The sequence below is a fragment of the Kitasatospora sp. UYEF31 genome (assembly GCF_057291755.1).
Genome location: NZ_JBXAWK010000013.1, coordinates 47,132 through 70,090, shown reverse-complemented (window position 1 = coordinate 70,090; position 22,959 = coordinate 47,132). Strand labels below are relative to the sequence as shown.

The following is a 22,959-nucleotide window of genomic DNA, read 5'->3' as shown; positions in this document are numbered from 1 at the left end:
GCGGGGAGCGCGGTGCGGTGACCCGGGGTGGCTGACGCCGAAGGACACGGGTGGTCAGGCCTGGACGACGACGGTTTTGGCCACCTTGTCGTGCAGGGCCTGCTGCCACGGCTTGTCCCACAGCGGCCACAGTCCGTCGACGACCTGCCAGATGCAGCACAGGACCGCCGGGCCGCTCCACATGAACGCGCGGATCGCCGCGGTGTTCTGGGAGATCGCCCCGCCGTCCTCAATGCGCAGGACCTTGATCTTCATGATCCGCTTGCCGAGTGTCCGGCCGGACCTGGCCAGCTGGATGAACTCGTAGATGAAGTAGATGGCCCCGCTGATCAGGCCGGACTTCCACGCGTCGCTGTACTCCGTGCTGAAGACGGGGAGGTCGAAGAGTGTGGCGAGGATCGAGCTGACGATCCCGACGATGAGGCCGTCGATGATGCGCGCGACCAGCCGCCTGCCCCAGCCGGCCAGCTGTGGGCCACCTGCCTGCGAGACGCCGCCGTAGGCGTCGCCGCCCTGCGGATACGGGCTTCCGTACGGGCTCTGGCCGGGGTCGCCCCCGCCGTCCGGGCTCTGGCCCGGCTTGCCGTTGCCGTACGGGTTCTGTCCGGGTTCTCCGCCGTAGTTGCCCGGGTCTGGCGGTGGGTTCGTACTCATGAATCGAGTAGAACCCTTAAACGATTATAAATGCATTGCATTGCGCCCGAAATCGCTCTAATCGCCGCATCGCACCACCCGAAAAGACCAACGACGGTGGCCATTCAGCGCAACAGACGTTGTCCCCGCGCAGCGTTACGCGAACGGGACCGTCCGCGCGGACACGCGCGGCGAGGGGCCGTGCCGGGCGTCGCGAGCCCGGCCTGGATTTTCAGTGGCCTTCTAGAAAACCTTCCCCGGATTGAGGATCCCCTGCGGGTCGAGGGCCGCCTTGATCCCCCGGTGCACGCTGAGTCCCACCGGGCCGGCCTCCTTGGCCAGCCACGCGCGCTTGAGCAGACCCACCCCGTGTTCGCCGGTGATCGTGCCGCCCAGTCGCAGACCGAGGTCCATGATCGCGCCGAAGGCCTGCCCGGCCCGCTCCGTGGCCGCTTCGTCGGCTGCGTCGAAGACGACGATCGGGTGGGTGTTGCCGTCACCCGCATGGGCGCAGACGCCCACAACGGTGTCGTATTCCGCCGAGATGCGCTCCACCCCGTCGAGCATGTCGGCGAGTCGCGAGCGGGGCACGGCGACGTCGTCGATCATCGTCGTGCCGAGCTTCTCCATCGCCACGAGGGCCATCCGCCGCGCGGCGAGGAACATTTCCGAGGACGCCGGATCGTCTGCGACGTCCACCTCGAACGCCCCGGCTACAGCGCAGAGTTCGGCGATCCGCGCCAGTTCGGCGAGTGGTTCTGCGGTATCGAGCCCCACCAGGAGCAGCGCGGCGGTCCCCTCGGGGAGCCCCAGGTGCGTGAGCGCGTTGACCGCGCGGACCGTCGTACGGTCCATGAGTTCCATCAGTGACGGGGTGTGACCTGCCGCCATCACGGCGGCGACCGCGCGGCCGACGTCGGCTGTGCAGGAGAACTGGGCGGCCAGGACCAGCTGCGGCAGCGGGTCCGGCTTCAGCGCGAGGACGGCCTGCGTGACGATGCCGAGGGTGCCTTCGGAGCCGACGAACAGCCGGGTCAGGTCGTAGCCCGCGACGCCTTTGGCGGTGCGCCGCCCGGTGCGCAGGATGTCGCCGCCGGCCAGGACGACCTCCAGGCCGAGCACGTACTCGGCGGTGACGCCGTATTTGACGCAGCAGAGCCCGCCCGCGCCGGTGCCGATGTTGCCGCCGATGGTGCACAGTTCCCAGCTGGAAGGGTCCGGCGGGTAGGTGAGTCCGTGCTTCTGGACTTCCCGGGTCAGGTGGGCGTTGATGACGCCGGGTTCGACGACGGCGATGCGGTTGACCGGGTCGATCTCCAGGATGCGGTCCATGCGCAGCATCGACACGACGACGCAGCCGTCGACGGCGTTGGCGGCCCCGGACAGTCCGGTGCGGGCGCCCTGCGGGACGACGGGGACGTTCAGTTCAGACGCCGTACGGAGGACATGCTGCACCTGCCCGACGTTCGACGGCAGGACGACAACGGCGGGTGCGCCGACTTCGCACATGGGCGCCATGTCCTGGGCGTACGAGGCCATCACCTGGGGATCAGTCACCAGGGCGTCGTCGGGGAGACCTGCACGCAGCCGGTCGATCAGCTCGCTCATATGGGCGATTCTGCTGCGCCCGGCCGCAACTGAACAGGCCCGCGGTAACGGTCTTGGGGTTTGCGGGGCGTCTTTTACCCCGGAAACCCCAAGACCGTTACCGCGGGAGCACCTGCTTCCCGGTGCGCTTACAGATTCCCGCGGAGCTCCTGCTCGCGCTCGATGGCCTCGAAGAGCGCCTTGAAGTTGCCCTTGCCGAAGCCCATCGAGCCGTGCCGCTCGATCATTTCGAAGAACACCGTCGGCCGGTCCTGGACCGGCTTGGTGAAGATCTGCAGCAGGTAGCCGTCCTCGTCGCGGTCGACGAGGATCTTCAGCTCGCGCAACGTCTCGACGGGCACGCGGGTCTCGCCGGCCCATTCGCCGAGGGTGTCGTAGTACGAGTCGGGGGTGTTGAGGAACTCGACACCGGCGGCGCGCATCGCCCGGACGGACGCCACAATGTCGTTGGTGGCCAGGGCCAGGTGCTGGACACCGGGGCCGCCGTAGAACTCCAGGTACTCGTCGATCTGCGACTTCTTCTTCGCGATGGCCGGCTCGTTGATCGGGAACTTGACCTTGAGCGAGCTGTTCGCGACGACCTTCGACATGAGCGCGGAGTACTCGGTGGCGATGTCGTCGCCGACGAACTCCTTCATGTTGATGAAGCCCATGACCCGGTTGTAGAAGGCCACCCACTCGTTCATCTTGCCGAGTTCGACGTTGCCGACGCAGTGGTCGATCGCCTGGAAGAAACGCTTCTGGCCGGAGGCGTCGAGGGACGCGGTGGTGATCGGGCCGCGGGCGACGTAGCCGGGGAGGTACGGGCCGGTGTAGCGGGACCGGTCGACGAGGGTGTGGCGGGTCTCGCCGTACGTCCCGATGGCGGCGAGGACGACGGTGCCGTTCTCGTCGGTGAGCTCGTACGGCTTCTCGAGCCCGGTCGCGCCGTGCTCGACGGCGTAGGCGTAGGCCTTGTGCACGTCCGGCACACCGATCGCCAGGTCGGTGACGCCGTCGCCGTGGTCGGCGATGTGGCGGCCGAGGTCCGTGCCGGCCTTGACCGGGGCGGTGATCACAAAGCGGGCGCTGCCCGACTCCATCACGTACGAGGCGGTCTCGCGGTTGCCGGTCTCCGGGCCCGAGTACGCCGTACAGCGCATACCGAACGCGATGGAGTAGTAGTGGGCGGCCTGCTTGGCGTTGCCGACCGCGAAGACCACGGAGTCCATGCCGAGGACCGGGAACGGGTCGGCGGTGGCCGCGGTGTCGGGGGTGGTGTGCGGCGTCTCGGTCATAGCGGGCGCTCCTCGGGTTCTTGTCAGCGGTGCTTCGGCGGCGGGGTCGCACCGGCTGGGCTTGGGCGGCCCGGCCGGTGACACCGTGGCTGCGCTTCGGTCCCCAGCGTCACGCTGATACGTCAAGATGCGCAAGGGTTTCTTATTTTACTAGGCACCCTGTATATCGAATCACGGATGAGTCAGTCTGATCTGTACAGCATGACCAGCCGATCCGACGGCGGGTCAGGCACCACCACCCCCGGGGTCGGGGCCGGCTTCGGCCGAAGAAGGGAACCCATGGGCATCGACGGACTGGACGGACGCCTGATCACCCTGCTGTCCGAGGAGCCCCGACTGGGCGTGCAGGAGTGCGCCCGGCGGCTCGGCGTGGCGCGCGGGACCGTGCAGGCGCGGCTTGACCGGCTGCGTGAGCGCGGGGTGATCCAGGGTTTCGCACCGCAGATCGACCCGGCCGCGCTGGACTACGGGGTGATGGCGTTCGCGACGCTGGAGATCAGACAGGGCCGCGGGACCCAGGTGCGTACGCACCTGACGGCGATCCCCGAAGTCCTGGAAATGCACACGATCACCGGCCAGGGGGACATGCTGTGCCGCCTGGTGGCGCGGTCGAACGCGGATCTGCAGCGGGTGATCGACACGGTCGTGGCGTACGACCACATCGTGCGGGCTTCGACGGCGATCGCGCTGGAGAACCCGGTGCCGTACCGGGTGCTGCCGCTGGTGGCCGCGGCGGCGGCCGACGAGGACGCCCCGGCCTGAGGGGAACCGCCCCGAGCCCGGCCCTGAATCCGACCCTGAACCCGACCCCGACCCCGACCCCGAGCCCGGCGTCAGGCCGTCTCCAGTAATGCAAAGATTTCTTTGCAAAGAATCCCGTATGACCTTTGCAAAGAAGTCTTTGCTTGCTAACGTCCTCGCTATGACAGGACAGCCGGACGCCGCGAGTCCCCTCGGCCACAAGATGCTCGACCTGGACCCGCGCACCCTGCGCGGCCTGGCCCACCCGCTGCGGATCCGGATGCTCGGCGCCCTGCGCACCGACGGCCCGGCCACCGCCTCGCAACTCGCCCAGAAGTTCGGCGAGTCCAGCGGATCGACCAGCTACCACCTGCGGCAGCTCGCCGAGCACGGACTCATCGAGGAGGACACCGAGCGCGGCACCGGCCGCGAGAGGTGGTGGCGTTCGACGCACGACGGCACCCGCATCCCTGTCCGCGCGCTCGCCGCAGACCCCGCCAACAGGGGCGCGCTGGCCCTGTTCCAGCATGAGATCGCCGCGATCCACAACCAGGAGCTCAGCGGCTGGTTCGCCGAGCAGGGGCAGTGGGGCGACGACTGGCTGGACGCCTCCGCCATAAGCGACTACCGGATCCTGCTGACCGCGGATGAACTGCGCGAGCTGAACAGCGAACTTCACGGCGTGCTGGAAAAGTTCCGCGAGCGCCGCCGGACCGGTGAAGCACCCGAAGGCGCGGAGCAGATCAAGCTGCACGTGCACTCGTTCCCCACGGGAACGCATCCCTCCCCTGCGGCAACGCAGAGCGACATCTAGCGCCTTCGGCACCGTCCAGGCACGACAGAACACCATCGGCGTCCATCCAGACCGAAAGGTGCTCCTTCGCCATGACCGTTTCCCGTACGGAATATCCCATATCAAGGGAAACACCCCCCAGACAGCACGACCGCCGCCCCCTTGTCATCGTGATGACGGCAAAGACCGTGTCGACCGCCGGAAACGCGCTCACGCTCATCGCGGTGCCCTGGTTCGTCCTGGACACGACCGGCAGTGCCGCGAAAGCCGGTCTGATGTCGTTCTGTTCGACCGTGCCGATGGTGCTGGCCGCACTGTTCGGCGGGCCGTTGATCGACAGGATCGGCTGGCGGCGCAGCAGTGTCGGCTGCGACCTCCTGGCCGCCGTCGCAACGGTCCTGGTCCCGCTGTTGCACCAGACAATCGGCTTGCGGCTGTGGCAGTTGATGATCCTGGTAGCGGTCAGCGGACTGTTCCAGATGCCCGGCGAGACCGCGCGCAGCATCATGCTGCCGACGGTCGCCGACCGGGCCGGGATGACGATGGCCCGGGCGGCCAGCGCGAACGACGCAGCCTTCCGCGCTGCCCGCATGATCGGCGCCCCCTTGGCGGGCGGCCTCATCGCGGTGATCGGTCCGGCCAACGCCCTGTACGTGGACGCTGTTTCGTTCGCCGGCTCCGCACTTCTCATCGCTCTGTTCGTGCGACTGCCCCGGGCTGACGCGAAGTCACAGTCAAGTCCGGGCGTACGGAATTACCTTCGCGAACTGCGCGAGGGCCTGGCCTTCGCCCGTCGCGAGCGGATCATCTTCACGACCATCGCCCTGTGCATAGTCACCAACGGCCTCGACCAGGGTTGGAACAGTGTGCTGCTTCCCCTGCACACCCGTCAGGAGCTGGGCGGTTCGGGGGTGTTGGGCCTGCTGGTCGGCGCGATGTCGCTGGGCGCGCTGTCCGGCACGGTCCTGTACGGCGCGGTCGGCCACCGCTTCTCCCAGTTCACCGTGTTCGCCGTCGCGTTCCTGCTGGCCGGCCCGCCCCGGTACGCGGTCGCGGCGTTCAGCGACGACACCCTGCCGCTGGCCGCCACGATGTTCTGCGGCGGCATCGCCTCGGGCATGCTCAACCCGATCCTGACCGCGATGCTCTTCGCGCACACCCCGGAGCACCTGCGCAGCCGGGTGCAGGGCCTGGTCGCGGCGGGTGTGATGTCGGCGATCCCGCTGGGCGGCCTGCTCGCCGGCTACCTCGCCGGGGGCTTCGGTGTCCGCAGCGCACTGCTGGTCGGCGGCGGGCTGTACCTGGTCGCGACGCTCAGCATCCTGGTGGTCCCGGCATGGCGGCAGCTGGACGAGCCAGCCAGGTCGGCTTGCTGATCCGGTGACGGGTCACCGCGGCTATCGCGAACATCCGTCACCGGATGAGTGAACTCCCCAGGACAGGCCCTAACAGCTCGGGACCTTGCCGCCCTCGCGGAGCCCCTTCAGGGCCGCCAGCGCGTCGTCGAGTGTGCCCACCGGGACCAGCCGCAGTCCTTCGGGCGTCGCCCGGCCGGCCGTCGCGCACTCGCCCTTCGGGAGCAGGAACACCTTCGCCCCGTCGTGCCTGGCGGACAGCATCTTCAGCGGTACGCCGCCGACTTCGCCGACCTTGCCGGTGTCGTCGATGGTTCCGGTCCCGGCGATGTCCGCGCCGCCGGTGAGGCTTTCGGGACCGAGTCTGTCGATGACGCCGAGGGTGAACATCAGGCCCGCGCTGGGGCCGCCGACGTCGGCCAGGTGGAGTTTGACCTTGACCGTGGCGGGGTCGAGCCCGAGTTTGCGGAGTGCGGCGACCATGGCGTGGTCCTGGGATTCAGCCATGTCCTTGAGGTTGATCTCGTCGACCTTCGCCCGCGACTTGCCCGCGGGGTAGACCGCGGCCTTCGGGACGACCGCTTCCTCGTTGTCCCACCAGGCTTCGAGCAGGCGGCCGAGGCGGATGCTCGTGTCCGGGGTCGTGGCCTGGATCGTGGTGATCCGCAGGTGCCCGTCGGTCGGGTGCACCGGCGCGCCGGAGACCTCGATGACCGGGGCGCCGCTGTCGTCGCCGAGGGTGTCGAAGGTGCGGTCGCCCGGCACGGTGACCGTGTACGGCAGGGGCACGCTGAAGGCGAAGACGCCGAGGATCAGGACAAGGAGGGCGGAGACCGGCAGGAGACGCTTGCTCTGGAGCACCTGTCGATTAAATCAGGACTGCGTACGGTCAGCCCGCGCGCAGGGTGCGCTCCTCCGGATTGAAACCGGCGGCGGGGCCCGCGAGGGCTTCGCCGATCTCCAGTGCGGTCTCGGAAACCCGCCGTCCGAAGCGGGTCGCCTCCTCGTCGCTGAACTCGTGGAACGACACGATGCCGACGGCGGCCTCCACTGCGGACAGCGGGCCGATCGCGCTGGCGATGCCGGGGGCTGTCCGGAATCCGTCGCCCGGCAGTCCCACGTACGGCTGGAGGAACGGCCGGCCGCCGCGGTCGGTGCGGGCGCAGCCGGGGCCCGCGCGGTCGAGCCCGGCGCGGGACCGGCGGGCGGACAGCAGGGCACGGCCTGCCGCGCACTCGTCGAGTCCGTGCCGGGAGCCGACCCGGTAGGCGACGTGGTAGTCGGTCCAGGTGGGTTCGGCGACGGCGACGACCAGTGCCTCGTCGGCGTCCACGATGGTGAGGTGGGCGGTGGCGCCGGTCTCTTCGGCCAGGCGGCGCAGGCTGGGCAGGGCGCCCTCGCGCAGGAGTGGCTGGGCACGGCGGGCCAGTTGCAGGGCCCCGAGGCCGAGCCGGATGCGTCCGCCGGCTTCGCGGTGGACGAGTCCGTGGGCGTCGAGGGTGGCGAGCATCCGGTAGACGACCGTGCGGTTGACGCCGAGCGCGACGGTGAGGTCGGGGACGGTCATGCCGTCCGGCGCGTCGGCGAGCAGGGACAGGATCCGCAGCCCTCTATCGAGGGTCTGCGACGTCTCCGCGACCATGGAGCGTCTCCCTTCGCGCAGTGGTTCTGACTGCGTTCAGCCGCCCTTGCGGCTTTCACTGTGACAACACAGCAGGCGCGGGATTGCTCCGGTTTCAGCCCCCTACGCTCCCCTTGGGGTCACCGTAACCAGCAGCGGGGGAATGGACACTACTAATTCCAGAATATGGGCACTCCACAGGGCGAACTGCCGTGGAAAATCATGCGATACGCCGCTAAATGCGGCACGGATTCCCAGTGTGACGTCGACGATGGTTTTCGGGTCATGAAACAGTCGTCTCAGGATCTGAACAGTAGACAAACGATTGGTCTGGCCGTCCGGCACACACCGGCCGGGCCGGAGCCCGTCCGGTTCACCTGCCGCCGGTCGCCCAGTCGTGGATCTTCTTGATCCGGCCCTGCAACTGCCCCGCCGTCGCCTGGGCCACCGCCGGGCCGCCGCAGACCCGGCGCAGTTCGTTGTGCACCTGGCCGTGGCTCATGCCGCTGCGGTGATGCCACGCCGCGACGAGGCCGTTCAGTTCCTTGCGCAGTTCGGTCAGCTGCCGGTGGGTGACGACGGGGCGCTGGTCAGCGGGCTTCTCCGACAGGTCGGCTTCGCTGTCGGGCTTCTTGCGGCTCTTGGCGAGTTGCTTGGCCTGGCGGGTCTGGAGCAGCATCTGCACCTGGTCGGGTTCCAGGAGACCGGGGAGGCCGAGGTACTCCTCCTCCTCTTCGCTGCCGACGTGCGCCTGGAGACCGAATTCGTTGCCGTCGAACAGGACGCGGTCGAAGCGGGCTTCGGACTCCAGCGCCTCGAAGGAGAACAGTTCCTCCTCGCCGGTGTCCTCGTCCTTGGTCTTCTCTGCTTCGGCGAGCATCGCGTCTTCGGCGGCGTAGGGGTTCTCCTCGCCGGTCTTCTTGCGGTCGAGCACGTGGTCGCGCTCGACTTCCATCTCGTTCGCGTGCTGGAGCAGCGTGGGCACGGACGGCAGGAACACCGAAGCGATCTCGCCGCGCCTGCGGGCCCGGACGAAACGGCCGACGGCCTGGGCGAAGAACAGCGGGGTGGAGATGGTCGTGGCGAACACGCCGACGGCCAGACGGGGGACGTCCACGCCTTCGGAGACCATGCGGACGGCGACCATCCAGCGGTCCTCGGACGCCGCGAACGCGTCGATCTTCTTGGACGCGCCGACGTCGTCGGAGAGGACGACGGTCGCCTTGCCGCCGGTGATCTCCTTGATCATCACCGCGTACGCGCGGGCCGCGTTGTGGTCTGTGGCGATGACCAGGCCACCGGCGTCGGGGACGGCCTTGCGCACCTCGGTCAGGCGCTTGTCCGCGGCCCGCAGGACCGCTGGCATCCAGGCGCCCGCCGGGTCCAGGGCGGTGCGCCAGGCCTGGCTGACCGCGTCCTTGGTCATCGGCTCGCCCAGCGACGCGGCGATCTCGTCCCCGGCTTTGGTCCGCCAGCGCAGGTCGCCGGAGTACGACATGAAGATCACTGGGCGGACGACGCCGTCGGACAGCGCGTGGCCGTAGCCGTAGGTGTAGTCCGCGTAGGACTTGCGGATGCCCTCGTCGTCGGGGGCGTAGGTGACGAACGGGATCGGGTTCGTGTCGGAGCGGAACGGCGTGCCGGTCAGCGCGAGCCGGCGGGTCGCGGGCTCGAACGCCTCGTACACCGCCTCACCCCAGGACTTGGAGTCGCCGGCGTGGTGGATCTCGTCGAGGATCACCAGGGTCTTGCGGCCCCCGGTGCGGTTGCGGTGCAGCATCGGGTGCATCCCGACCCCGGCGTAGGTCACCGCGACGCCGTCGAAGTCACGGGAGGTGCCGCCCTGCGACCCGGAGTAGTTCGGGTCGAGCCGTATGCCCACCCGGGCGGCGGCCTCGGCCCACTGCTTCTTCAGGTGCTCGGTGGGGGCCACCACGGTGATCTGCTGGACGGTGTGGTTGTGCAGCAGTTCGGCGGCGATCCGCAGCGCGAAGGTCGTCTTCCCGGCGCCGGGGGTCGCGACTGCCAGGAAGTCCTTCGGCTGTCGCGTGAGGTATTCGTCGAGGGCCCCCTGCTGCCAGGCGCGCAGTTTGCTCGCGGTGCCCCAGGGGGCCCTGGCCGGGAAGGCCGGGGACAGGTGGGACGCGGCCGAGGTGCTCGACATGCTCACAGTGATGGCTCTGCTCCGGGACTTCTCGTACGACCGTCTTCTCGATGCTCAGACGATCAGGGCAACGCCGATCGACGATACCCGAGACCCCGGGTGCGCGTCGGGCACTCGACACGCATCAGCCGTTCGGGCGCACTCGGCGCTGCGTCACCCGAAGCAGTGAACTTCAACGGCGGGCAAGGAGATTGACATCTATCCCCCCTAGATTTATCGTCACGCCTACGGCGATGAAGCTCCTCGATATCGCGAGGGCACTGAAAAATCATGGCCGCACCGTCCGCAACGACACTGGCCGCCGTACCAAATGGGGCTGCCCGTGCGGCACGCACAGCGCCGGCCTCCCGCGCCGACGCACCGTCTCGCCCGGTGTGGTCGCCGCCACGATCCAGCGGCTGCGGCGCCTTCCGGAAGGACGACTGTCATGAAGACCGACTACACCGTGCACGCCAAGCGCTGGGCGCGCGGCTGGGAACTGCGCATCGACGGCGTCGGAGTCACGCAGACCCGCAGACTCTCCGACGCCGAGGCGATGGTCCGGGACTATCTGGCGCTGGCACTCGACACTCCGCCCGGCGTCTTCGCCGTGGAGATCCTCCCCGAAGTCGGCGACGGAATCGACGAGGAAGTCCTCGAAGCCCGCCAGGCAGCCCGCGCCGCCGAGGAGGCGCAGCAGGCCGCTGCGGCCCGTTCCCGCGCGCTCGCCTGCAAGCTCAAATCCCGGGGCATGACCGGGCGGGAGATCGCAGCCGTGCTCAAGATCTCAACGCAGCGCGTGTCCCAACTGCTGCGCGCCTGTTAAGGAATCTCTGAATTCCCCGGCCGACGCCCTGGTCACATCGCGCCGCCCGTCGCGGTGGCGGCGACGAGTGCGTCCCAGTCGGTGCCGAGGTCAGCGTCAAAAATTCCCCCAGCTTGTTCCGGCGCGCCAGAGATCACGGCGCGCGGTGCCGATCGTACGTTCTTGACCTTCCGTCAGAAAGGTTTGGGGGCAAGCGGTTTCAGCTGCTTCCCACCCCTGGCTTCAGTACGGGGTGACGTCCCACGGGCGGATGGGCAGTCGGTCGACCGCGCGCCCGGTGGCGTTGCGGACGGCCGCCGCCGTCGCGGCGGGCACGGGGACGAGCGCGGCGTCGGCGAGTCCCTTCGCGCCGAACGGAGCGCCGGGCTGTGGTTCTTCGTGCCACAGGGCGATACGCAGCGGCGGCACGTCGTCGGTGCCGGGCAGCGCGGGGCTGTCGGCGTCCTCGACCAGGGCGAGGCCGATGCCCATGGCGACGGCCCCTTCGACGCGGGCGCGGGCCTGCCGGGGGTCGAGGACCTTTCCGGCGTCGTAGGCGCCGGTGACGTCGACGACGGTGACGGTGCCAAGGTCGGGGTCGACGTCGACGACGACGCGGTAGGCGGCGAAGGCGAGGGCCGCGTAGGTGTCGCCGCCGCCGGCGTCGTCCAGGGGTTCGGTGTGCGGGGCGCGGCCGATGCCGCCGACGGCGATCGGCGCCTGGCCCAGGAGCGCGGTTTCGGCGGGCAGGTCGACGAGGCCGTCGTAGCTGACGATGCGGCCGTCTTTGATGTGCAGGAGTGCCTGCGTCATGCCGTACCGGGCGGCGATGGGCGCCAGGAGGCGGCCGCGGATGTCGCGGGCGGCCTGTTCGACGGCCGCCGCGGTGAGCCAGGTGTGGCGGCCGACGCCGGGGGGTCCTGCGGTGGGCATGCCGGTTCCGGCGGGCAGCACGATGGCGTCTTCGACGCCGAGGATCTCGTGCACGATCTGCTGGGCGAGGGTCACGAAGCCCTGGCCGGTCTCGACGGCGGCGCATGTGACGGTGACGTGGTGGCCGTCGAGGCGGACGGTGGCGGTGGAGGATTCGTCGGAGCCTTCGCCGCCGAGCAGCGGGACCATGCCGACGGCGTAGCCGACGCCACGGCGCAGTCCGGCGGGTGCGGGGGTCTCCGGCAGGGGTTCTTCGGCGACGGCCCGGATGAGCGCGCCGACGGGTGCGGGCGCCGGCAGGACCTGGGTGGTGGGCAGCATGATGCCCGGGCTGATGGCGTTGCGCAGCCGCAGTTCGACCGGGCCCATGCCGAGGGCGGTGGCGAGTTTGTCCATCTGGGCTTCGTACGCGAAGCACACCTGGGTGGCCCCGGGTCCGCGCATCGTGCCCGCGGGCGGGTGGTTGGTGCGCAGGGCCCAGGCGTCGACGACGGCGTGCGGGACCATGTAGGGGCCGGTGGCGCACCCTGCGAGCTGGGCCAGGACGGGTGCGGAGTCGGCCGCGTACGCCCCGCCGTCGAGGAAGATCTGCGCTTCGACGCCGAGGAGCCGCCCGTCGACGTCGGCGCGGTGCCGGTATTTGAGCACGGCCGCATGGCGCTGGCCGCCCGCGTGCAGGGATTCGGCCCGGTCGAGGACTGCTTTGACGGGTCGCCCGGTGCGCAGGGCGAGCAGGCTCACACAGGCCAGGAGGCCGATGTCCTCGCGGGTTCCGGCGGAGCCGCCGACGCCGGCGGGTATCAGGCGCAGGTCCTCGGGGGGCAGGCCGAGGCATTCGGCGGTCTGGTCGCGGTCGGCCTGCGGCCACTGGGTGGCGGTGTGGAGTTCGAGGGTGCCGAGGTGTGTCCGCCCGGCCCCCGGTACGGGAACGGCCAGGGCCGCGTCGGTGGCGGCGTTGGCCTGCTGCTGCGGGCCGAGCACGTAGGTGCCTTCAACCACCGTCTCCTGGACGGGTTTTCCGTCGTGCCGTTCGGTGACGGGGCTGCCGTGCCGGAGTTCGATGTGCCGCAGGATGTTGCCGTCGGGGTGGACGGCAGGCCGCGCGAAGGCCTGTTCGGGTTCGAGCAGTGGTTCGAGCACCTGGTAACCCACCTGGAGGGCGGCGGCGGCCCGGCGGGCGGCGTGCGGGGTGTCCGCGGCGACCGCCGCGACGGGTTCGCCGCGGAAGCGGACCACGCCGTCGGCGAGCGGCGGCCGGTCGGCGACGACCTGGCCGTAGACGGTGCCGGGGGCGAAGTCGGCAGCGGTGATGACCGCGTGCACGCCCGGGAGCGTGTAGACGCTGCCCGCGTCGATGCCGAGGATCCGCGCGTGGGGGTGCGGGGAGCGCACCAGGACACACCAGAGCATGCCGGGGACCCAGAGGTCAGCGGTGTACGCGAAGCGGCCCTGCGCCTTGGCGGCGCCGTCGGGGCGGTCCGCTGGGGATCCGATGGTCATCGGGGACCGCCGTTGTATCCGGTCCGGCCGGAGGTGCCGGCCTGACCGCCGTAGGCGATCCGACCCGGAGCGTCACCCTGACCGCCGAATCCGGGCTGGCCCGGAGCGTCACCCCGACCGCCGTACGCGATCCGCCCGGAGGCCCCGGCCTGCCCGGCGTTCGCGGACCGGTTGCGGGCCACCGCGAGGACCGCCTCGACCATGCGGTTCGGCCCCGCGCAGCGGCAGGGGTGTCCGGCCAGCGCGGCCCGTACGGTCGCTTCGTCTGGGTCCTGGACCCGGTCCAGGAGGGCGGTGGCCGCGAGGACCACCCCGGGGGTGCAGAAGCCGCACTGCACCGCGCCGCGGTTGATCAGCGCGCGCTGGATGTCGGTGGGCGCACCGTCCGCGGACAGACCTTCGACCGTACGGATGTCCCGTTCGCCCAGGACCGCGGCGGCGGTCAGGCACGCGGCGGTGGCCGCGCCGTCGACGGTGACGGTGCACATGCCGCACACACCGTCGCCGCAGCCGTCCTTGGTGCCGGGCAGGCCGAGCCGCTCGCGCAGGACGAACAGCAGGCTCTCGCCGATCCACGCCCGGTCGACCTGGTGGTCCGCCCCGTTTATCCGGAGCCGGTAGGTGGCGGCGGGGTCGGGTGGGATCATGCGGTGGGCTCCTGGGGGCTGAACTCGTGGAGCACGGCGCGCCGGGCGCAGACGGCGACGACGTGTGCGCGGTGCGCGGTCTCGGTGCGGCCGCCGCCCACGGGGCGGAGTTCGGCGGCCACGAGCTGGCCGAACTCGTCGGCGGTGCGGGCGGGTTCGTACAGTCTGCCGGTGTACGGGTCGATGCGTTCGACGAGCCACTTCTCGGCAGCTGTCGCGCGGTGGACGTAGCCGGGGTGGGCGCCGCCGACCGCGCAGCGCACCGCGGGGACCGCCGGGTCGACGACGAAGGCCAGGGTGATCGGCCGGCCGCCGCCCACGGGGACTTTCACGAACCGTTGCCGGCCACGCAGCCGCGGCACCCGGACGCCCAGGATCAGTTCGCCGCGGTGCAGCAGTTGTCCGGGCCCGGTCAGCAGGTGCGGGTGGGCTTCGCGGACCCCGTCGCCCGAGGCGACCAGGACCACTGCTTCGTATGCGGCCAGGACCAGCAGCACGTCGGGGTCGTACCGGGGCGGCCCCGGCGTGCCGAAGCCGTCGCCGGGCACGGGGTGGCCCACGGCGAGGTTCCCGCCCAGGGTCGCGCTGTTGCGTACGTGGACCGGCCCGGCCTGCCGTGCGGCGGAGGCCAGGGCCGGGAACAGTTCGGCGATGTCACTGCCGCCGAGCCGGGCCCAGGTCAGTCCGGCGCCGAGCAGCGCGTTGGACTCCTCGAAGCCCCACTGCCGCAGTTCGGCGACGCCCCCCAGGCCGATCAGTGCGCGTGGGCGCACCGTCAGGTCGTTGATGCGCGGCATCAGGTCGGTGCCGCCGGCCACAATGACGGCGTCGGGCGCGGAGGCCAGCATGTGCAGGGCCTCGGGCACCGAACCAGGATTCATGATCATCGCGTCCACAGTCTTCATTTGCAGCGGGTCCGGCCCGGGGTGGCCATCGGGCCGGACCCGGGGCCGGCCGGATCGTTCCGGAGTCTTCCTCCGGCGGAGCCTGGGGGTGGCACCCGGAACGATCCACCCGGCGTGCGGAGCGGGGGCGGCCTACTTGGCGCCGCCGCCCTTGCCGCCCTTGCCGCCCTTGTCCTTGTCGCCGCCACTGTTGGGCATGGTCTCGTAGATCTCCTTGCACATCGGGCAGACCGGGTACTTGTTCGGGTCGCGGCCCGGCACCCAGACCTTCCCGCACAGAGCGATGACCGGGGATCCGGACATCGCGCTGTCCATGATCTTGTCCTTCTGGACATAGTGCGCGAACCGCTCGTGGTCACCGTCACCGTGGGAGAGCTTCGGTACCTCTTCGATGAGCGTGCCGGTGCCCGAGCTGCGCTCCGGGGCTTCTGAAGGGAAAGGAGTGGTCATACGCCAAGTGTATGAGCCTGCGGTTCCCCGGCTCAGTTGAGCGTCGGATCCTCCGGATAGGTCGCCACCATCGCGAGTTCCCCGCGCTGGCGGCGCAGCACCGCCCGCCACAGCCGCTCGGGGTCGGCCGAGAAGGCGTCGCCCGGTTCGGACTCCACGACGTACCACGCGCCCTCGGCCAGTTCCCCCTCCAGTTGCCCGGGCCCCCACCCGGCGTAGCCCGCGAAGACCCGCAGCGAGCCGATGTCGGGGGTGAGCAGCCCCGGCGTGGTGTCGAGGTCGATGAGCCCGGCCACGCCGTGCACGAGGCGGAAGCCCTCGGGCTCGGCGCCGCCGGGGATGGCGGCCAGACACAGGGCGGAGTCCATGGCGACGGGGCCGCCCTGGAACACCACCGCCGGCGCGGTGGCGCTTTTGGCCCAGTCGGGCAGGACGTCTTCGACGTCGACGGGGGTGGGCCGGTTGATGACCACCCCGAGCGATCCTTCTTCGTCGTGGTCGAGCAGCAGCACGACCGACCGGTCGAAGTTCGGATCGGTCAGCGCGGGAGTCGCCACAAGCAGGCGTCCGGTGAGCGAGACCTCGGTCATGCCGTCATGATCCCGCATCCGGGGCCTCCGGCAGTAGGCAACGCGGATAACCGTGGTGGCGGGTGCCGTGCTCTGCCGCGTACGTGCGCGGGGACCGTTGTGGACCACGTACCGTGGCTCGTTGTCATCAGGCCCGTTTTCTCCCCTCTCACGGAACGCGAGACTCATGCAAGACGATGTGTTGTTCGTCCATGGCGGTTCCCCGCTGACCGGCGAGGTCACGGTCAAGGGTGCCAAGAACCTGGCCCCGAAGGCCATGGTGGCGGCCCTGCTCGGAGAGGAACCCTCAAGGCTGCGCAACCTGCCGGACATCCGCGATGTGCAGATCGTCCGGCGGCTCCTTGAGCTGCACGGCGTCGTGGTGAGCGGCGGGGACGAGGACAACGAGCTGGTGTTCGACCCCACCAGGGTCGAGCAGGCCAACGTCGCGGACATCGACGCGCACGCGGGGTCCAGCCGGATCCCGATCTTGTTCTGCGGGCCGCTGCTGCACCGGCTGGGCCGGGCGTTCATCCCCGACCTCGGCGGCTGCCGGATCGGCGACCGGCCGATCGACTTCCATCTGAACGTGCTGCGCGAGTTCGGCGCGACCATCGAGAAGCTGCCCGAGGGGCTCTACCTCGAAGCGCCCGGCGGGCTGCACGGGGCGAAGATCCGGCTGCCGTTCCCGAGTGTGGGCGCGACCGAGCAGGTGCTCCTGGCGGCGGTGCGGGCCAAGGGCACCACCGAGCTGAGCAACGCCGCGGTCGAGCCGGAGATCATCGACCTGATCGCCGTGCTGCAGAAAATGGGCGCGATCATCTCGGTCACCACCGACCGGGTCATCCGGATCATCGGGGTGGACCGCCTGGGCGGCTACAACCACCGGGCCCTCCCGGACCGCCTGGAGGCCGCCTCGTGGGCTTGCGCGGCGCTGGCGACCAAGGGTGACATCTACGTCCGCGGAGCCCGTCAGCTGGACATGATGACGTTCCTGAACGTCTTCCGGCAGGTCGGCGGGGCGTTTGAGATCGACGACGAGGGCATCCGGTTCTGGCACCCGGGCGGGGATCTGAAGGCCATCGCCCTGGAGACCGATGTGCATCCGGGCTTCCAGACCGACTGGCAGCAGCCCCTGGTGGTGGCGCTGACGCAGGCCTCGGGGTTGTCGATCGTGCACGAGACGGTGTACGAGCGGCGGCTCGGCTTCACCGAGGCGCTGAACCAGATGGGCGCCACAATCCAGCTGTACAGCGAGTGCCTGGGCGGCACACCGTGCCGGTTCGGCCAGCGCAACTTCCAGCACTCCGCGGTCATCTCCGGGCCGTCCAAACTGCTCGGCGCCGACCTGGTGATCCCCGATCTGCGCGGCGGTTTCTCCTACCTCATCGCGGCGCTGGCCGCGGAGGGCACGTCCAGGGTCGTCGGCATCGACCTGATCAACCGCGGCTACGAGGACTTCCTCGGCAAGCTGACCGCGCTGGGCGCGAACATCGAGCTGCCCGCCGTCGAACTGGCCTTGCGTTAACCCCCGGAACCTCGGGCGTACGGTCCGCAGATACGTCAGGGCGTCCCCGGAAGGGGACGCCCTGACGTGTTAACGCGACTCCTCAGCGTGCTTCAGCACGCTTCACCACACTGAGGGGCTTACTACTTCTTGCCCTTGGCGGCTTCCTTGAGCTTCGAGCCCGCCGAAACCTTGACACTGAAGCCGGCCGGGATGTCGATCGGCTCACCGGTCTGCGGGTTCCGCGCGGTACGGGCCGAACGGGCCGTGCGCTCGAAGGTGACGAAGCCGGGAATGGTGATCTTCTCATCGCCCTTGGCGACGATCTCGCCCGCTACCTCGGCGAAAGCGTTCAGCACGGCGTCGGCGTCCTTGCGGGTGACGTCGGCGCGTTCCGCCAGAGCGGCAACCAGCTCACTGCGGTTCATGTGTTTCTCCCGTGGTCTTTCCAACTCGCTGTTCTTGCCCCGGGACGAATCCTGCACACATCCGCACCCGGAAGCGAATCAGGGACACGCGGAAAAATGCGTGGATCCCGGTATTTTCGCGACTGTCGCAGCGTACGGCCCCGGATTGGCTGGCGCACGTCCGCCCCTGACGAAGCTACAGTCCGATCATCCGGCAGTACGGTTTCCAGCCAGGCGTCAGAACCTTGCCCCCGCAAGGGGATCCGGGTCACAGGACACCTGTCCGACCGCCCGGATCCCTTACCTGTCAAGCCTTCTGACGACCCGCCAGGGCGACGTCCTTGACCGCGGCGGCCACCGCGCCGGACACCTGCGGGTTGAAGACGCTGGGGATCACGTAGTCGGCGTTCAGCTCATCATCGGACACAACGGCCGCCAGAGCGCGTGCGGCGCCCAGCATCATCTCGGTGGTCACGTGCGTACTCTGCGCGTCCAGCAGTCCGCGGAAGACACCCGGGAAGACCAACACGTTGTTGATCTGATTGGGGAAATCGCTGCGCCCGGTGGCCACCACGGCGGCGTGTTCGGCGGCCGCGGAGGGGTCGACCTCGGGGTCCGGGTTGGCGAGGGCGAAGACGATCGCGCCGTCGTTCATCCGCGCGATGTCGGCACCCGTGAGGACGTTCGGCGCGGACACCCCGATGAAGACGTCGGCGCCGCCGACGGCCTCCTTGAGGGTGCCGGACAGGCCGTGCGGGTTGGTGTTCTCGGCGACCCAGCGCAGGTCGTCGTCCAGCCCACCGCGTTCGGTGTGCACGACGCCGTGGATGTCGGCGACCACCAGGTGCTGGGCGCCGGCCTCCATCAGGAGCTTGAGGATGGCGGTCCCGGCCGCGCCGGCTCCGGACATGACGATCCGTACGTCTTCGATCTTCTTGTCGACGACCCGCAGCGCGTTCGTCAGCGCGGCCAGGACGACGATCGCGGTGCCGTGCTGGTCGTCGTGGAACACGGGGATGTCCAGGGACTCCCGCAGGCGGCGCTCGATCTCGAAGCAGCGCGGCGCGGAGATGTCCTCCAGGTTGATCCCGGCGAAACCGGGGGCGATCATCTGGACGGCCCGGACGATCTCGTCGGTGTCCTGGGTGTCCAGGCAGATCGGCCAGGCGTCGATGCCCGCGAACCGCTTGAACAGGGCGGCCTTGCCCTCCATGACCGGCATCGCGGCCAGCGGGCCGATGTTGCCCAGGCCGAGCACCGCGGAGCCGTCGGTGACCACGGCCACCGAGTTGCGCTTGATGGTCAGGCGGCGGGCGTCCTCGGGGTTCTCGGCGATCGCCATGCAGACACGTGCCACCCCGGGCGTGTAGATCAGCGACAGGTCGTCGCGGTTCCGGATGGGGTGCTTGGACTGCATCTCGATCTTGCCGCCGAGGTGCATCAGGAACGTACGGTCGGAGACCTTGCCGAGGGTGACCCCCTCGATTCCGCGGATCTCCTCGACGAGCGAGTCCGCGTGCGCGGTGGAGGTCGCGGCGATGGTGACGTCGATCTGCAACCGCTCATGGCCGGAGGCGGTCACGTCGAGGGCGGTGATCGAGCCGCCGGCGGCCTCGACGATGGTGGTGAGTCTGCCGACCACCCGGCCCCCGGCGGGGACCTCCAGACGTGCGGTGATCGAATACGAGGCGCTGGGCACTGCGGCCATGGACGTGCTTCTCCTTAGATCTCCCGGCGCCGCGGGACCCCGTCGTCCCTCCGCACAGCCAGCTGTGACGTACGGCACCGCCGTCCATCGTTCCACTTGCGGGCCGCGTGCGCGGCCGGGGGTTCGGTTACCGACCGGTATAAACCAATCGGGCCCGTCCCGACCCGCCACGGCGGCCCCGGTGAATCTTCTTCACGATCCACTCTTGGCTCATCGCGCACATCGGTTACTGTGGTGGTGGCATCGGTTCGATCCAAGCCCCCGGGCCCAACCTCAGTCCCTCAGAGGGACCTCCCGCCGCGAGGCGAGCATGGCGGGCCGGTGCTTTTAGTCATCGCAGCAGTGGTTCACAGAAGCGGCCGGCGTTGCCCCGACAGGGGTGGTGCCGGTCGCTTTTTATTGACCCATGTCCCTAATGTGATGGTTGTCGCATTACCTCGCGCCACATGATGCTCCTGCTCCGTCCGTCACCGTCGCTGCCGGCACTGCCGTCACTGCCGCCACTGCCGCCACTGTCGTCACTGTCGTCACGCAAAGGATCAAGGTCGTATGAGCGGTTCCTGGACTCAGCTACCCGCCCACCGCGCCTGGCTCGACGCTGAGGGCCGCCGGCTGCTCGACTTCGCCGAAACCGCCAAAGTGCCCGGCGGGTTCGCCTGGCTGGACGCCGGCGGACACCCCGACCCGGAGCAGCCGCTGCAACTGTGGATCACCGCGCGGATGACCCACGTCTTCGCGCTGGCGACGCTGCGCGGCGTCCCCGGCGCGGCGGCGTACGCCGACCACGGAGTCGCCGCACTGCTCGACGGACCGCTGCGGGACCACGTCCACAACGGCTGGTTCCCGGCCCTCGGGGACGAGCGCAAGACCATGTACGACCACGCCTTCGTCCTCATCGCCGCGTCCTCGGCGGCACAGGCCGGACGGCCGGGCGCGGACAAACTGCTCCAGGACGCCGCCCGGATCGTCGAACGCTACTTCTGGGACGACGTCCACGGCTGGTCCCTGGAGGCGTACGACAGGGCCTGGACCGAGCCCGAGGCCTACCTGGGCGCCAACAGCAACATGCACTCGGTCGAGGCGTTCCTGTCAGTCGCCGACGCACTGGGCGATCCGGTGTGGCGCGACCGGGCGCTGCGGATCGCCGGGTTCTTCATCGACCACGTGGCCCGGCGGCACGGCTGGCGCGTCCCCGAACACTTCGACCCCGCGGGCGGGGTCGCGCTGGAGTTCAACGCGGAGAACAAGGCCGACAAGTTCCGTCCGTACGGGACGACCCCCGGGCACGCGCTGGAGTGGGCACGACTGCTGCTGCACCTGCGGGCGGGCCTCGCGGCGCAGGACCGCGAGCCCGACCGTCCCAGTGCTGAGACCGTCCCCGAATGGCTTGAAGAAGCCGCCCGCGGCCTCTTCGACGGCGCGGTAGAGGTCGGCTGGCGCGCCGACGGCACCGACGGATTCGTCTACACGCTCGACCACCACGACAAACCAGTCGTACGGGAGCGCATGCACTGGGTGGTCTGTGAAGGGATCAACGCCGCGGCGGTGCTGGCCCGGGTGACACACGACGAGAAGTACGAGCAGTGGTACCGCACACTGTGGGACTACGCCGAGAAGCATCTGATCGACCGTCAACAAGGTGGCTGGTTCCACGAGTTGGATCCGTCGAACCGCCCGGCCGCGAGCGTGTGGCCGGGCAAGGCCGACACCTACCACGCGTATCAGGCCACACTCATCCCGCAGTCGCCGCTCACGCCGATGCTGGCCGGAGCGCTGCGCGCGAGCCTGGAGGCGACCCGGTGAGCATCGCGGTGGCGGGCGAGAACATCATCGACCTCGTGCCGATCGACGGCGAGGAGTCCGGATTCCGGGCACTGCCCGGCGGCAGCCCGGCGAACGTGGCCATCTCCGTGGCCCGCCTCGGCACGCAGTCCTCGCTGATCGCCCGGATCGGCGGCGACGCGTTCGGCGCGAAGGTCCGCCGGCGGCTCGACGCCGACAACGTGCTGGGCCGCTACCTGGTCGACTCCGACGACCCGTCCTCGCTCGCGGTGGTGACCTTCGACGCGGAGCGGCGGGCCCGCTACGACTTCTGGGTCAGCGGTACGGCCGACGCGCTGTGGCGGGACGAGGAACTGCCCCAGCGGCTGGCCGACGACGTCACCGCGCTGCACGTGGGCTCGATCGGGCTGCACCTGCGACCCGGCGGGGACAGTCTGATCCGGCTGGCCGAGCGGGAGTTCGCCCGCGGCGCGGTCACCGTGACGCTGGACCCGAACATCCGCGCCGACGTGGTCGCCGGCGGCCTCGCGGTGGTCCGCGAACGCCTGGAGCACCTCGCGCCGTACGTCCATGTGGTCAAAGTCAGCGACGAGGACCTGGCACTGCTGCACCCTGACCTGACGATGAAGCAGGCGGCGCGGTACTGGCTGGAGTTGGGCCCGGTGCTGGTCGTGGTGACCCAGGGGGCACAAGGCGTCTACGCGCTGACCGGCACGTACGATCTGACCGTCGCCGCGCCCGACATCAAGCTGGTGGACACCGTCGGCGCGGGCGACACCTTCACCGGGGCCATGCTGCACATGATGGGCAAAACCGACCTGCTCGGCGGCGACCGGGTCGAGGCGCTGCGCACCGTGGACACCGACCTCCTCGAAGGGATCCTGTCGTACGCGGCGATCGCCGCCGCGATCAACTGCGAACGCGAGGGCGCGGACCCGCCGACGGACCTTGAGGTCATGGAATGGCTGACTCCCCGGCTCTGACGTGATTGAGGCAACGAAAAAGGCCCGGTACGCAGTGCGTACCGGGCCTCAGCCGTCACATAGGGGTGGAGGTGCCGGGAATTGAACCCGGGTCCTGTGGTGCCCAACCAGAGCTTCTCCGAGCGCAGTCCGCTGTGCGGTTCACCCCTGCTTGCGCAGGGCTATCACCGTATTTCTCAGCCCCGAAACTCTCACGGACAAGTTTTCGCCGGCTCAGCCACTGTTTGATTTCCCGTACGCCCCCGTGACCGGGTCGTACGGTTTAGTCCCCTAGATTATGCCGGGATCCAAGTCGGGAACACTCTTGGGCCGACACCTCGCAAGGTCGCTGCTAGATTAAATCAGGCAGCGAGGGCGAAGGAATCGCGCTTGGTATTGGCGATTATTTTTTGCGACATATGGTTAACGAGATCATTGCCGCTTCCTCGGCTCGCTTCCTCTGCTTCGACAATCCCCAGTCGAAACCGATCACCCCCTATGGAATTTTCAAGCAGCCAGACCGGAGTCTGAACTCTGTGCTCCCGATCGAAGCCACCAGGGGTTTCAATCGGGGGTCCGGGGGTCGCCCCCCAGGTTTACACAGCACTCGACG

The 22,959-nt window shown here is 69.5% G+C and carries 20 protein-coding genes and 1 other RNA gene; 7 read left to right on the top strand and 14 right to left on the bottom strand.

Features of this window, described 5'->3' with window-relative positions; all coding sequences use genetic code 11:
* Positions 1-54: 54 nt before the first annotated feature.
* From AC0Z36_RS09145 to hppD, 3 genes are all read right to left on the bottom strand, one after another.
* Positions 55-654, bottom strand: a complete 600-nt coding sequence (locus tag AC0Z36_RS09145; RefSeq protein WP_485462238.1) for an RDD family protein — start codon at positions 652-654, stop codon at positions 55-57.
* A gap of 222 nt (positions 655-876) precedes the next feature.
* Positions 877-2,241, bottom strand: coding sequence for an FAD-binding oxidoreductase (locus AC0Z36_RS09140; RefSeq protein WP_485462237.1), 1,365 nt, complete (start codon positions 2,239-2,241; stop codon positions 877-879).
* A gap of 128 nt (positions 2,242-2,369) precedes the next feature.
* A complete protein-coding gene (gene hppD / locus AC0Z36_RS09135; RefSeq protein ID WP_485462236.1) occupies positions 2,370-3,518 on the bottom strand; it encodes a 4-hydroxyphenylpyruvate dioxygenase in 1,149 nt (382 codons plus the stop codon).
* A 279-nt stretch (positions 3,519-3,797) separates the two neighbouring features.
* Between hppD and AC0Z36_RS09130 the strand changes: the two genes are divergently transcribed.
* From AC0Z36_RS09130 to AC0Z36_RS09120, 3 genes are all read left to right on the top strand, one after another.
* Positions 3,798-4,280, top strand: coding sequence for an Lrp/AsnC family transcriptional regulator (locus AC0Z36_RS09130; RefSeq protein WP_485462291.1), 483 nt, complete (start codon positions 3,798-3,800; stop codon positions 4,278-4,280).
* A gap of 160 nt (positions 4,281-4,440) precedes the next feature.
* A complete protein-coding gene (locus tag AC0Z36_RS09125; protein WP_485462235.1) occupies positions 4,441-5,073 on the top strand; it encodes an ArsR/SmtB family transcription factor in 633 nt (210 codons plus the stop codon).
* A gap of 71 nt (positions 5,074-5,144) precedes the next feature.
* Positions 5,145-6,428: an MFS transporter gene (locus AC0Z36_RS09120; protein WP_485462234.1), complete on the top strand. Its 1,284-nt coding sequence runs from the start codon at positions 5,145-5,147 to the stop codon at positions 6,426-6,428.
* A gap of 69 nt (positions 6,429-6,497) precedes the next feature.
* Here the strand turns inward: AC0Z36_RS09120 and AC0Z36_RS09115 are convergent, their stop codons facing one another.
* From AC0Z36_RS09115 to AC0Z36_RS09105, 3 genes are all read right to left on the bottom strand, one after another.
* Entirely contained in the window at positions 6,498-7,268 is a 771-nt protein-coding gene (locus tag AC0Z36_RS09115; protein WP_485462233.1) for a YlbL family protein, read from the bottom strand.
* A 28-nt stretch (positions 7,269-7,296) separates the two neighbouring features.
* Entirely contained in the window at positions 7,297-8,049 is a 753-nt protein-coding gene (locus tag AC0Z36_RS09110; RefSeq protein WP_485462232.1) for an IclR family transcriptional regulator, read from the bottom strand.
* A gap of 352 nt (positions 8,050-8,401) precedes the next feature.
* Complete coding sequence (locus AC0Z36_RS09105) at positions 8,402-10,192, bottom strand: DEAD/DEAH box helicase (protein ID WP_485462231.1); 1,791 nt, start codon at positions 10,190-10,192, stop codon at positions 8,402-8,404.
* A gap of 427 nt (positions 10,193-10,619) precedes the next feature.
* Here AC0Z36_RS09105 and AC0Z36_RS09100 point away from each other — a divergent pair, with 427 nt between their 5' ends.
* Entirely contained in the window at positions 10,620-10,997 is a 378-nt protein-coding gene (locus AC0Z36_RS09100) for a hypothetical protein (RefSeq protein WP_485462230.1), read from the top strand.
* A gap of 222 nt (positions 10,998-11,219) precedes the next feature.
* Here AC0Z36_RS09100 and AC0Z36_RS09095 read toward each other — a convergent pair whose 3' ends face one another.
* From AC0Z36_RS09095 to AC0Z36_RS09075, 5 genes are all read right to left on the bottom strand, one after another.
* A complete protein-coding gene (locus AC0Z36_RS09095) occupies positions 11,220-13,409 on the bottom strand; it encodes a xanthine dehydrogenase family protein molybdopterin-binding subunit (RefSeq protein WP_485462229.1) in 2,190 nt (729 codons plus the stop codon).
* On the bottom strand, positions 13,406-14,056 hold the full coding sequence (locus AC0Z36_RS09090; RefSeq protein WP_485462228.1) for a (2Fe-2S)-binding protein: 651 nt from the start codon (positions 14,054-14,056) through the stop codon (positions 13,406-13,408). The genes AC0Z36_RS09095 and AC0Z36_RS09090 overlap by 4 nt, the downstream gene beginning before the upstream one ends.
* Positions 14,053-14,961 carry an FAD binding domain-containing protein gene (locus AC0Z36_RS09085; protein ID WP_485462227.1) on the bottom strand — a complete coding sequence of 303 codons (909 nt, stop codon included), beginning with the start codon at positions 14,959-14,961 and terminating at the stop codon, positions 14,053-14,055. Before AC0Z36_RS09085 ends, AC0Z36_RS09090 begins: the two co-directional genes overlap by 4 nt.
* A 132-nt stretch (positions 14,962-15,093) precedes the next feature.
* The gene (locus AC0Z36_RS09080; RefSeq protein ID WP_485462226.1) at positions 15,094-15,411 is read right to left on the bottom strand and encodes a DUF3039 domain-containing protein; all 318 of its coding nucleotides are present in this window, start codon (positions 15,409-15,411) and stop codon (positions 15,094-15,096) included.
* Positions 15,412-15,443: 32 nt separating this feature from the next.
* The gene (locus AC0Z36_RS09075; RefSeq protein WP_485462225.1) at positions 15,444-16,001 is read right to left on the bottom strand and encodes a YqgE/AlgH family protein; all 558 of its coding nucleotides are present in this window, start codon (positions 15,999-16,001) and stop codon (positions 15,444-15,446) included.
* 166 nt (positions 16,002-16,167) lie between these two features.
* On the opposite strand from AC0Z36_RS09075, the gene murA reads away from it, so the two are divergent.
* Entirely contained in the window at positions 16,168-17,508 is a 1,341-nt protein-coding gene (murA, locus tag AC0Z36_RS09070) for a UDP-N-acetylglucosamine 1-carboxyvinyltransferase (RefSeq protein ID WP_485462224.1), read from the top strand.
* 122 nt (positions 17,509-17,630) lie between these two features.
* Here murA and AC0Z36_RS09065 read toward each other — a convergent pair whose 3' ends face one another.
* Positions 17,631-17,915, bottom strand: coding sequence for an HU family DNA-binding protein (locus AC0Z36_RS09065; protein ID WP_485462223.1), 285 nt, complete (start codon positions 17,913-17,915; stop codon positions 17,631-17,633).
* Between the two features lie 286 nt (positions 17,916-18,201).
* Complete coding sequence (locus AC0Z36_RS09060; RefSeq protein ID WP_485462222.1) at positions 18,202-19,602, bottom strand: NAD-dependent malic enzyme; 1,401 nt, start codon at positions 19,600-19,602, stop codon at positions 18,202-18,204.
* A gap of 549 nt (positions 19,603-20,151) precedes the next feature.
* Here AC0Z36_RS09060 and AC0Z36_RS09055 point away from each other — a divergent pair.
* The gene (locus AC0Z36_RS09055; protein WP_485462221.1) at positions 20,152-21,405 is read left to right on the top strand and encodes an AGE family epimerase/isomerase; all 1,254 of its coding nucleotides are present in this window, start codon (positions 20,152-20,154) and stop codon (positions 21,403-21,405) included.
* The gene (locus AC0Z36_RS09050; RefSeq protein ID WP_485462220.1) at positions 21,402-22,367 is read left to right on the top strand and encodes a carbohydrate kinase family protein; all 966 of its coding nucleotides are present in this window, start codon (positions 21,402-21,404) and stop codon (positions 22,365-22,367) included. Before AC0Z36_RS09055 ends, AC0Z36_RS09050 begins: the two co-directional genes overlap by 4 nt.
* A gap of 63 nt (positions 22,368-22,430) precedes the next feature.
* Here AC0Z36_RS09050 and ssrA read toward each other — a convergent pair.
* Positions 22,431-22,843, bottom strand: a transfer-messenger RNA (tmRNA) gene (gene ssrA / locus AC0Z36_RS09045).
* Positions 22,844-22,959: the final 116 nt, after the last annotated feature.

Coding starts and splice junctions, on each gene's coding strand:
- AC0Z36_RS09055 (WP_485462221.1), top strand. CDS start 20,152: ATGAGCGGTTCCTGGACTCAGCTACCCGCCCACCGCGCCTGGCTCGAC.
- AC0Z36_RS09125 (WP_485462235.1), top strand. CDS start 4,441: ATGACAGGACAGCCGGACGCCGCGAGTCCCCTCGGCCACAAGATGCTC.
- AC0Z36_RS09065 (WP_485462223.1), bottom strand. CDS start 17,915: ATGAACCGCAGTGAGCTGGTTGCCGCTCTGGCGGAACGCGCCGACGTC.
- AC0Z36_RS09080 (WP_485462226.1), bottom strand. CDS start 15,411: ATGACCACTCCTTTCCCTTCAGAAGCCCCGGAGCGCAGCTCGGGCACC.
- AC0Z36_RS09145 (WP_485462238.1), bottom strand. CDS start 654: ATGAGTACGAACCCACCGCCAGACCCGGGCAACTACGGCGGAGAACCC.
- AC0Z36_RS09090 (WP_485462228.1), bottom strand. CDS start 14,056: ATGATCCCACCCGACCCCGCCGCCACCTACCGGCTCCGGATAAACGGG.
- AC0Z36_RS09110 (WP_485462232.1), bottom strand. CDS start 8,049: ATGGTCGCGGAGACGTCGCAGACCCTCGATAGAGGGCTGCGGATCCTG.
- AC0Z36_RS09120 (WP_485462234.1), top strand. CDS start 5,145: ATGACCGTTTCCCGTACGGAATATCCCATATCAAGGGAAACACCCCCC.
- AC0Z36_RS09100 (WP_485462230.1), top strand. CDS start 10,620: ATGAAGACCGACTACACCGTGCACGCCAAGCGCTGGGCGCGCGGCTGG.
- murA (WP_485462224.1), top strand. CDS start 16,168: ATGCAAGACGATGTGTTGTTCGTCCATGGCGGTTCCCCGCTGACCGGC.
- AC0Z36_RS09130 (WP_485462291.1), top strand. CDS start 3,798: ATGGGCATCGACGGACTGGACGGACGCCTGATCACCCTGCTGTCCGAG.
- hppD (WP_485462236.1), bottom strand. CDS start 3,518: ATGACCGAGACGCCGCACACCACCCCCGACACCGCGGCCACCGCCGAC.
- AC0Z36_RS09095 (WP_485462229.1), bottom strand. CDS start 13,409: ATGACCATCGGATCCCCAGCGGACCGCCCCGACGGCGCCGCCAAGGCG.
- AC0Z36_RS09060 (WP_485462222.1), bottom strand. CDS start 19,602: ATGGCCGCAGTGCCCAGCGCCTCGTATTCGATCACCGCACGTCTGGAG.
- AC0Z36_RS09085 (WP_485462227.1), bottom strand. CDS start 14,961: ATGAAGACTGTGGACGCGATGATCATGAATCCTGGTTCGGTGCCCGAG.
- AC0Z36_RS09105 (WP_485462231.1), bottom strand. CDS start 10,192: ATGTCGAGCACCTCGGCCGCGTCCCACCTGTCCCCGGCCTTCCCGGCC.
- AC0Z36_RS09140 (WP_485462237.1), bottom strand. CDS start 2,241: ATGAGCGAGCTGATCGACCGGCTGCGTGCAGGTCTCCCCGACGACGCC.
- AC0Z36_RS09075 (WP_485462225.1), bottom strand. CDS start 16,001: ATGACCGAGGTCTCGCTCACCGGACGCCTGCTTGTGGCGACTCCCGCG.